Source organism: Megamonas sp. (genome assembly GCF_986095205.1).
Window position 1 is genome coordinate 64,446 of record NZ_CFQVBI010000002.1, and the last position, 8,569, is coordinate 73,014.

Sequence of the window (8,569 nt, forward strand, 5' to 3'; positions counted from 1 at the left end):
ATAAATCTTATATAGACTATAAGAAGAAGAAACTGATAATAAAAGATATACATCTGAAAGATAAACTAAAGATGTTATTAATGATTAAGTTCGACCCAGTGGAAGGACAAGAATCAATATATCTAGGTTTTCTTACAGAAGATGTTCAAGGTCAATGCCGAAATGTATCTGTTTCAGATTATGGTTATTATTCTGTTAATGCTTCTGATATAATACGAAGCCTTCGTGTTACATCTGATACTAACGTTAAGTTAGAAAAAGAAGAAGAGGATGATACCCTTATAGTATATAAGTTGTTAAAGTAAGTCATGGTTTGATACCTTGCCCTATTGTTAGTCGAGAGATTGGCAGTAGGGTTTTTTGTTGTTCCCTTGTAAAGCTAGTGTTTCTATTGTATACTCTGATTGTGAGATAAATCGTTAGCTTATACTCAAAGAGGACTGTCGGAAGTATACAGTAACGACACTCCTTTATGGGGGAAATCAACGAGAATACCCGATATTTCGTCTCTGTACGATTTACTATACTTACCTGAACAACTATATTATTTTTGCCTTGCGTTCAACAGTGAGCCTTAGAATCACTAATCACGTATGTTTAAAAACAGTAAGATTTTCTTTGGTCTATTAGTAAGATTAATTATATTTGTAAAACCGATAATGAAAGAAGAAGAAGATAAAGGTAGATATGTTGTTGTTAGACAACCTAACGATAATAACGCTTATTGTCATGGTCTTAGAATTATTCATATAGTAATAACCTATGAAGAATTACATAAGAAGATTGATGATTATCTTAACGGTAAGATTAAAAGAACTCCTGATGTTTATGCTCCTATTGACTTGTTTAATCATATTATTAAGCATAGGAAGATTTATTCCTTTAAAGAAGCTAAACGTCATGCATATTATTTAAATAGAAAGTATGGAAGAAAATAAAACAACAGTCAGATTTGTTACTATTTCAGAATTCCCTAACTATTGTGTAGGAGAAGACGGAAGAGTTTGGTCTGATAATCGTAAACGTTATCTTAAATGGTATCGTGGTAAAGGTTGTGAAAGACCTCATGTTACATTGTTTCACAATGGTAATAGTTCTAAGCTATTTATAGCTACTCTCGTTGCTAAAGCATTTGTTACTAATCCTAAACCTAATGTATATAAATATGTTAGATACAAAGACGGTAATAGTGCTAATAATCATTGGTCTAATCTTGAATGGTGTCGTAATCAAACCGGAAGTAAATATGGAGCTTAATATTAATAACAGCATTTCTGATATAATATCTGAAATAAGTAAGAAGGATAAGAAAAGACAAGTATTCATTCTTACTAGTCTTATAAAAGATTTAAAGAATACTCGTATAGAAGCTAAAAGTAATTATGAAGATTATAACGCTTCTTATACTCGTAGAACTGATAACTTTCTCGGTCATTTTAATCTAATAATATGGAAAAAGCAATTAGAATTATTAGATATGATTATCGAGAATCTAGATGCTTATCTTGATGAATTATTAGCTAAGTAATATGGAAAGAGCTGAAATATTTCAAAGTGTAGTTAAAGGAAGTAATTTCTTTACTCCTATTGTTGATAGTTATCATACTATTGGTAATCATATTATAGAGCTAAGTTGTTCTGAAAAAGGTGACCGACACGGATTCTATAATAAAGATATTAATGGTATTACCTTCAAAGGTAAATATGGTGTTACTGTTATTACTAATGAAGGAGATGGTTGGAAACGCAATATCGAATTAGATAAGCTGTGTGATTCTCGTGATGAAGCTATTGAATATATTAAATCATTAGATAATGCATAATAGTGAGATAATTCCTGCTCTTATTGCTAGAATAAGACAGAACAATACAGATAATGTAGTTATTCGTAGTAAACTATATAATCTGTTGAACGATGTTACCAATAAGTTTGATGATGTTATTAAAGCTACTCCTCATATTATAGACTTCCAAAAGATGTCTAATGAAAAAGTGCTTGAACATTATTATCTAAGTGTTGGTTCTGAAAGTCTTTGGGATTCTCGTGAGCTTATTATGAAAGCTATTAAAGAACAGAATAAATTAATTAGAGAAGAATATGAAAAACCTAAAGAAACTAGCAAAGAAACTATTAAAGATAAAGAATAAAGAAGTTACTCGTTCATGTTCTAACTGTGAAAAGTATGGAAGTATGAGATGTCCTAATAGTTTCTATTGTTATAGTACTGAAAATAAACCGTTTTTTAAACCAAAACATAATGGGAAGTAGTCTATTTAGTATTAAAGCAGAGTTGCAGGATATTATCTTGCAACTCGAAGAAGGTGAAGCAACAGAAGAAGTTATTGCTAAACTAGGTATTACAGAAGATAATCTTAAAGATAAGATTGGAGATTATCTTCAAGTAATTAAACATTATCAATGTGACGTTAAAGAATGTAGTGACGAAGTTGCTCGTGTTAACCAAATTAAGAAAACAAGAAATAATACTCTTGAACGTCTTAAAGATGCGGTTCTTGAAGCAGTTATAATGTTTGGTTCTACTGGTAAGTCCGGTAACAAAGTAATTGAAGGTAGTACTTATAAGGTCTATTCTCGTAATACTACTGTTACTAAGTTAGACGATGTTCGTATTGCTGATATTATCAGACACTTTATGGATATAGTTACTGAATATCTTGCGAGTACTGAAATTAAAGAAAGTCTTAGTATTGAGTATCTATCTCGTATTATCAGTGCTCACATGAAAGCTGAAAGTTCCCCCATAGAGGAGCTGGAATCTGAACAATCTTCATTTGTAAATGTTACTGTTGACGATGTGTTCTCTATTGATACTGAAATATCAATTCATATTCGTTTATCAGAACTTGCAAATGTTACTAACTTTAATCTTGCTCAATGGATTGGACAAAATCCTCATAAGGTAGAATTTAAGTCTTGTACTAGTAAGTCTATTATCGCAGCTAATTTGAGTATGGATACTGACCTTACTATTGCTAAACAAGAAAGTAATACATCATTAATAATTAAGTAATATGTTTGAAGTAGAAGATTGGGTAGAAGAACTTATTCAAAGAATAATGAATGCCTTTGGATGTACTCGTGAACAAGCTATGATAGAAATCAGTAAATACATATAATTATGGAATTTAACTTTAGAGATTCAAGTTATAGAAGTAAATTCAAAGCAAAAGGAATTGCTTGGAGAGGTAAAATAGGTGTAGACATTAGCGATTGTAAGACAACAGAAGAAGCTATTGTAAAAGCTAAACTCGATTATACAGTTGCTAAATGTCAGCTATCTGCTAAAATGCCAGCACACGATAATGGTGCTAGTCGTGACGGTTCCATATTTCCTAATGTAGTTAATGGGTTTGAATTTGTTGATGTTCCTGGTGAATTTGCAACTTATCGTACAGATTCTAACATTCCTCTTGGGAAAGTAAAGTCTCGTTATGAAATAGTACAAAATCAAATGGCTTTCGGATTTTTCGATGATGCTCTTGGTGGTAGAGTTAAACTTGATAGAGCAGGTTACTTTGGTTATGGACAAAAGATATTCATGTCAGCTAGTTTTGACAAGGATATTAATATTGGTGGTGTTAATGATACTATTCAACATTACTTTGTCTTTACTAATAGCCATGATGGCGGTAGTGCTGTACAAATGATGATTACTCCTGTAAGAGTTATTTGTATGAACGCTCTTCATTCTGCTAAAATATCTGCTGAAAGTTATATATCTTTCAGACATAATAAAGGTGTTAATAGTAAGATACTTACTGTTCCTGAAATACTCGGTCTTACTGAACGTAAGATAGAAGAAGAAGAAGACATGTACAAAGTGTTGTTTAAGACAAAAGTATCGGATGAAGAAGTAAAGAAGTATCTGTCGGCAACTTTCCTTACAGGGGAAGAATTTGAAAGAGTAGATGAATTGAATCTATATAACGGTTTATTCCGAAGAAACAATTCTGCTTTTGAAGCTGCTGAAATATCTATGCAGAAACTAAATACTCTTTGTGATACTTTCGAGTATTATCAAGAAGGTGTCGGACAAAGACAAATAGCAGGTACAGCTTATGGTGCTTATAATGCTGTTACTGGCTACTTCTCTAATGTTAAAGACTATAAGACAGAAGAGCTTCGTTTAAAGAATACTGTATTTGAGGGTGACTATAATACTAGTCTTAAAGCTCTCAATTATGCTTTAGCTGGTGTATGGGAATAAAGAATTTTATTAAGAAACTAATTGGGTTATTTACTGTTCCACGTTGTCCTAATTGTGGTGCTAAACTAGAAGAAGTTCCACGTGAAGAAGAAAGTGACCCAATTGCTTTTAAGTGTATTAATTGTGGTAAAGAATGGAGTTAAAAACCGTATTAAAAACAATCTTATTAGATGTCCCTATTATAGAATGTTTTATTCAGATTATAATAACTGGGATAGCACTAAAGATTACTAATGAAAGGTTAGACGATGAAGTAATAAGCACAGTTACTCTTAACTGCGCTTTATTCTTTGTTCCAATATTAGGTCATGTTCTATTTGTAATATTTATAATCAGGTTTGTTCATTTATTAAAATATCTATATGGAAAAGAAGAATAAAGTAAGGACTTATGGTAACTGTGCTTATTTAGAAATAAGAGATAAAAAACGGTATTATTACCGAGCTTATGTATGTGTGAACGAAGATGCGGATAATTTTATTACTTGGAGAAGACCTAGTAATCCTACTGATTGTCCTTATCATAAATTTAAAAACAATAATTATAATGAGTAAATTAAGTAAAGCAATAGCTAATGCTATTATTGAGTTTGATGCTGGTTTATTAACACAAGATGAACTATATGCTAAACTAGAACAAGATATCGATAATGTATCTGTTAAAGTTTGGCGTGAAGATAAATCTGTTCCATTACCTACTTATGGTAAAGAAGGTGATGCTTGTTGTGATGTCTATGCTAAGAGTATAGAATATGATGCAGACAAAGATAGATTTATTATTCATACAGGATTGCACTTTGCTCTTCTTGATGAATATGAAATGGTACTTCGTCCTCGTAGTAGCAATACTAAAACAGACGTTTATATGCCTAATAGTCCCGGTACTCTTGATTGGGGTTATAGAGGCGAGCTTCTTGTTATCTTTAAGAATCGTACTAACATTCATTTGTCTCGTTGTGTAGAAGATAGTCTTATGGCTATTCGTCAACTAAAACATTTTACTAATAGAATCGAAGAAGTAACAAACGATTGTATAAAAGAACTTGAACAAGTTATGAATGGTTTTCCTTATAAAACAGGTGACCGTGTTTGTCAACTTCTTGTTCGTCGTCGTGAAAAGATTACTTGGGATGAAGTTGAAACTCTCGAAGAACTTGGTACTACTAAAAGAGGTACAGAAGGATTTGGTAGTACTGGAAAATAAACTAATTACTAATTTTAAACAATAAATAATTAAATTATGAAAGCAATTGGAATTAAAATGGTTGAACTTCAACCAATGAGAGCTAGTATGGCTCTATCAACTGGTTATAAAATAGGTAATGCTCATCCTGATGATATGGGTTATGAAGTTACTTATCCAGATGGATATAAAAGTTGGTCACCTAAAGATGTAGCTGATGCTGCGTATTATCCTCTTTCAGAGAATAATGACGGTACTAAGATTCTAAAAGAAGATGTTGAGAATTTTATTACTGATGTAGATGTTACAACAATAGGAGAAAAGACTACTGTTGTTAATGCTCATACTCGCAGTGGTTTCGATACTGTTCGTCATTCTTCTTGTGTTGACCCAAAGAATTATAGTGAGGAACTTGGCAAACAATATGCTATGGAAGAAGTTGTTAATGACCTTTGGGCACATCTTGGTTTTGTTCTTCAATGGGCTAAATACGGCATTAATGTTAAACCTAAAGAAAGTAAATATCCTCCTCATATTTAAAGAGTAATTACAGAATATGAAGAGCTTAACGATAAGATTGGTAAACTTAATAAATTTATTAATACCAATCCTTTCTTTAAGAAACTTGATGCAGAAGAAAGAAATGATATGGCTTGTCAGCTTACGTCTATGAGAAACTATTCTGATACTCTTCTTTCTCGTCTTACAAGAGCTGGCGTTGATTTCAAAGAACTTATTTAAAACTAAAAAGTATGCTTAAATTAAATAATGTGTTATTCATAGAAACTTATGGAAATAATTCTAAAGTAGTAAATCCTAAAATACCACATAAGGTATATCAGTGTAATAGTCTAGCTCGTATGCAAGACAAGAACGGTGGTAATACTCTTCATGTTGTTTTTGAAGATATAACTCCCGATGCTAATAATGATATTTATAACCGAGAAAAAGTTGTGGTTGAACTTAATCAGTTTATGAATACTTGGAATCCTTATGTTGAACCTAAAGAAGTAAATGATGAAGTCGGAGAAGAAGTTCATGCGTAATCAAATTCGTAAAGCTATGCGATATGCGGCTAGTCTGCCAAAACTTAAAGCTCGTAATAGTATTTATCTGAAACTACAAGAAGTAGAGAAGAAATATAAGAACGAATAAGTAATAATCATTTTAGTTATACATTATTAAGAGTACTAGTAGAAATACTGGTACTCTTATTTTATAATATTATGACAAAAAGAATAAGTGTTAAAGTAAAAGCTTATCAATCTAATGGATTTAGTAGAGCTTGTAAGAATTGTATTTATAGACCTTGTACTCCAATACAATCAAATCTATGTACTAAAGCCTATGTAGAAGGTTATATGAAAGGATACAAAAGAGCTAAAAAAGATATTAAAGAAAGAATAATATGACACTAGAAACTGTTGGAATAATTATAGGAGGATTAATATTTGCATCAATACCATTTGGAATGTTAATCTATTGTATTGTAAAAGAATCAACTGAAAAGAAGTTATGGGGATATTTATTATTTATAGTAATAATAATCATATTGTTTTTAACGAAATCTTCCATAGAAACTTCATAATAGACTAGAACTATTGATAGTAGTAATACTGTTGATAGTTCTTTTTTTTATGTTGTACTTGGATAAAATCAACGTATTAATGATAATTGTGTTGCTGGACTTGCCTACGCTCGCAAAGCTCGCTAAAATCCCCCGTAAAGGAGTGGAATTATCGGTAAACCCAACTCCTCTATGGGGGAAGAAAGCGAGCCGATAGGCGAGCGGGATAGAAAGGATACAGACGATATAGTAATAAATAACAACAATGACTATAATATATAGTATATATTATGTCCACTTAACTACTTGATTATCAATGTTTTAACCTGTCAAAAAGGGTTGCTAGAAAACCTTTTATTCTCCCTAGGACAACTTTTTGTTAATTCATCTATATAAACTGTCATATATTTGGTAATTTTATATAGTTTTATTATATTTGTGGACAATCAATAATTAAAAAATATGAACAAATTAAGAAATAGTAATTCTGTTAGTGATAGAACTAAATATCGAGATAGAAAGCGTACTATTGATTCTCTTGGGTTAGATTATCTAACTATATATCCTGTGCCAGAATTAGTAGAAGGTAAAGCTATTAAGCTCGATGCTGTTTCAGAAGAAGGTAGAGAAATTAAAATTTTAGGTGTTTCTTTCGGATATTACACTGTTGTTACTAATCGTTTATACGATGATATAACTAGTAAAGATATTAATGAACCTACTAGAAAACTTGTAAACTATATTCAAAGATATCTAGGATGTGCTGAATCTAGTAATACTAATGTTATTAGATTAACTATTGAAAATATAGTAAGCGAATGTTCTATTAGTAAACCTAGTGCATATAAAGCAATCGATTCTTTATTAGACTTTAATTTATTATTTAAAACTCAAATAAAGGGAAAGTATGTAGTTAATCATAAATACATATATAGATTCAGTCCTTTAAAGTTTTGTACTATTCAAAATGAATATAGAGAAAAGTATGATATAAGAATAGAAGATAATACAATAATAATAGATAAAAAGAAATAATTATGGATAAGAAACTTGCTATATATCGAGATAGGGTTAATAATAAGATGATTACTCTATTGTATTATTTAGATGAAGAAGTTGAACAAGCTTTAGATAATTATTGTAAAGGAGCCAATGTGTTATATAAAGATATGGAGAAAGTTATTTATATTGATGCTCCTGATGTATTTACTATTGAAATTAGTTTAAATTTAAATAAAAAGAAATTATGAAAACTATATTATTACCAAGCAATACTGGTGACTATATTACTCTTAATTATACAGGAAGTTTGATAAAGGCGATAGAAAGTGTAAATGAAACTATTAAGAATGAGGCTATTGCTGGAAGAATTTATATAACCGAGATAACTATTAGAAAAGGAAAGGAGAAACCAATTACTAAAAAAAAGGTTAATATAGAAAATAAAGTTGGAGGTAAAATAATAGCTACATTTATAGGTTTTGATTCTGATAAAGATAGAGATAAAATAGAAGATATTAAATCAGAACTTTCTAATTTAGCTATTAAAAAAACTATAAAATTAGAAATTAGAAAATAACCTATAAATCAA

18 protein-coding genes are annotated in these 8,569 nt (G+C 30.4%); all 18 read left to right on the forward strand.

The window, feature by feature from the left end:
• Window positions 1–80: 80 nt before the first annotated feature.
• The 18 genes from AC5LAX_RS00450 (at window position 81) to AC5LAX_RS00535 (ending at window position 8,557) form a co-directional block, all read left to right on the forward strand.
• Window positions 81–305 (forward strand): hypothetical protein, encoded by a 225-nt coding sequence (locus AC5LAX_RS00450; RefSeq protein WP_493263539.1) that lies wholly within the window; start codon window positions 81–83, stop codon window positions 303–305.
• A gap of 288 nt (window positions 306–593) precedes the next feature.
• Window positions 594–938: a hypothetical protein gene (locus AC5LAX_RS00455; protein WP_493263540.1), complete on the forward strand. Its 345-nt coding sequence runs from the start codon at window positions 594–596 to the stop codon at window positions 936–938.
• A complete protein-coding gene (locus AC5LAX_RS00460) occupies window positions 925–1,257 on the forward strand; it encodes a hypothetical protein (RefSeq protein WP_493263541.1) in 333 nt (110 codons plus the stop codon). Before AC5LAX_RS00455 ends, AC5LAX_RS00460 begins: the two co-directional genes overlap by 14 nt.
• Window positions 1,247–1,528, forward strand: a complete 282-nt coding sequence (locus tag AC5LAX_RS00465; protein ID WP_493263542.1) for a hypothetical protein — start codon at window positions 1,247–1,249, stop codon at window positions 1,526–1,528. Before AC5LAX_RS00460 ends, AC5LAX_RS00465 begins: the two co-directional genes overlap by 11 nt.
• A gap of 1 nt (window position 1,529) precedes the next feature.
• Window positions 1,530–1,823 (forward strand): hypothetical protein, encoded by a 294-nt coding sequence (locus tag AC5LAX_RS00470; protein WP_493263543.1) that lies wholly within the window; start codon window positions 1,530–1,532, stop codon window positions 1,821–1,823.
• Window positions 1,816–2,148 carry a hypothetical protein gene (locus AC5LAX_RS00475; RefSeq protein ID WP_493263544.1) on the forward strand — a complete coding sequence of 111 codons (333 nt, stop codon included), beginning with the start codon at window positions 1,816–1,818 and terminating at the stop codon, window positions 2,146–2,148. Before AC5LAX_RS00470 ends, AC5LAX_RS00475 begins: the two co-directional genes overlap by 8 nt.
• Window positions 2,149–2,258: 110 nt before the next feature.
• Window positions 2,259–3,032: a siphovirus Gp157 family protein gene (locus AC5LAX_RS00480; RefSeq protein WP_493263545.1), complete on the forward strand. Its 774-nt coding sequence runs from the start codon at window positions 2,259–2,261 to the stop codon at window positions 3,030–3,032.
• Between the two features lie 108 nt (window positions 3,033–3,140).
• Window positions 3,141–4,229, forward strand: a complete 1,089-nt coding sequence (locus AC5LAX_RS00485; RefSeq protein ID WP_493263546.1) for a DUF932 domain-containing protein — start codon at window positions 3,141–3,143, stop codon at window positions 4,227–4,229.
• A complete protein-coding gene (locus AC5LAX_RS00490; RefSeq protein ID WP_178146068.1) occupies window positions 4,220–4,372 on the forward strand; it encodes a hypothetical protein in 153 nt (50 codons plus the stop codon). The genes AC5LAX_RS00485 and AC5LAX_RS00490 overlap by 10 nt, the downstream gene beginning before the upstream one ends.
• 219 nt (window positions 4,373–4,591) lie before the next feature.
• Window positions 4,592–4,783: a hypothetical protein gene (locus AC5LAX_RS00495; protein WP_493263547.1), complete on the forward strand. Its 192-nt coding sequence runs from the start codon at window positions 4,592–4,594 to the stop codon at window positions 4,781–4,783.
• Window positions 4,776–5,432 (forward strand): dUTP diphosphatase, encoded by a 657-nt coding sequence (locus AC5LAX_RS00500; protein WP_493263548.1) that lies wholly within the window; start codon window positions 4,776–4,778, stop codon window positions 5,430–5,432. Before AC5LAX_RS00495 ends, AC5LAX_RS00500 begins: the two co-directional genes overlap by 8 nt.
• A 36-nt stretch (window positions 5,433–5,468) precedes the next feature.
• On the forward strand, window positions 5,469–5,951 hold the full coding sequence (locus tag AC5LAX_RS00505) for a Gp49 family protein (protein ID WP_493263549.1): 483 nt from the start codon (window positions 5,469–5,471) through the stop codon (window positions 5,949–5,951).
• 6 nt (window positions 5,952–5,957) lie between these two features.
• Entirely contained in the window at window positions 5,958–6,152 is a 195-nt protein-coding gene (locus tag AC5LAX_RS00510; RefSeq protein ID WP_493263559.1) for a crAss001_48 related protein, read from the forward strand.
• A gap of 11 nt (window positions 6,153–6,163) precedes the next feature.
• A complete protein-coding gene (locus AC5LAX_RS00515; RefSeq protein WP_493263550.1) occupies window positions 6,164–6,457 on the forward strand; it encodes a hypothetical protein in 294 nt (97 codons plus the stop codon).
• Window positions 6,458–6,637: 180 nt separating this feature from the next.
• Window positions 6,638–6,823, forward strand: a complete 186-nt coding sequence (locus AC5LAX_RS00520; protein ID WP_493263551.1) for a hypothetical protein — start codon at window positions 6,638–6,640, stop codon at window positions 6,821–6,823.
• 617 nt (window positions 6,824–7,440) lie between these two features.
• Window positions 7,441–8,013, forward strand: a complete 573-nt coding sequence (locus tag AC5LAX_RS00525) for a hypothetical protein (protein ID WP_493263552.1) — start codon at window positions 7,441–7,443, stop codon at window positions 8,011–8,013.
• A 2-nt stretch (window positions 8,014–8,015) separates the two neighbouring features.
• Complete coding sequence (locus tag AC5LAX_RS00530; protein ID WP_493263553.1) at window positions 8,016–8,228, forward strand: hypothetical protein; 213 nt, start codon at window positions 8,016–8,018, stop codon at window positions 8,226–8,228.
• The gene (locus AC5LAX_RS00535; RefSeq protein ID WP_493263554.1) at window positions 8,225–8,557 is read left to right on the forward strand and encodes a hypothetical protein; all 333 of its coding nucleotides are present in this window, start codon (window positions 8,225–8,227) and stop codon (window positions 8,555–8,557) included. The genes AC5LAX_RS00530 and AC5LAX_RS00535 overlap by 4 nt, the downstream gene beginning before the upstream one ends.
• The last annotated feature ends 12 nt before the right edge of the window (window positions 8,558–8,569 follow it).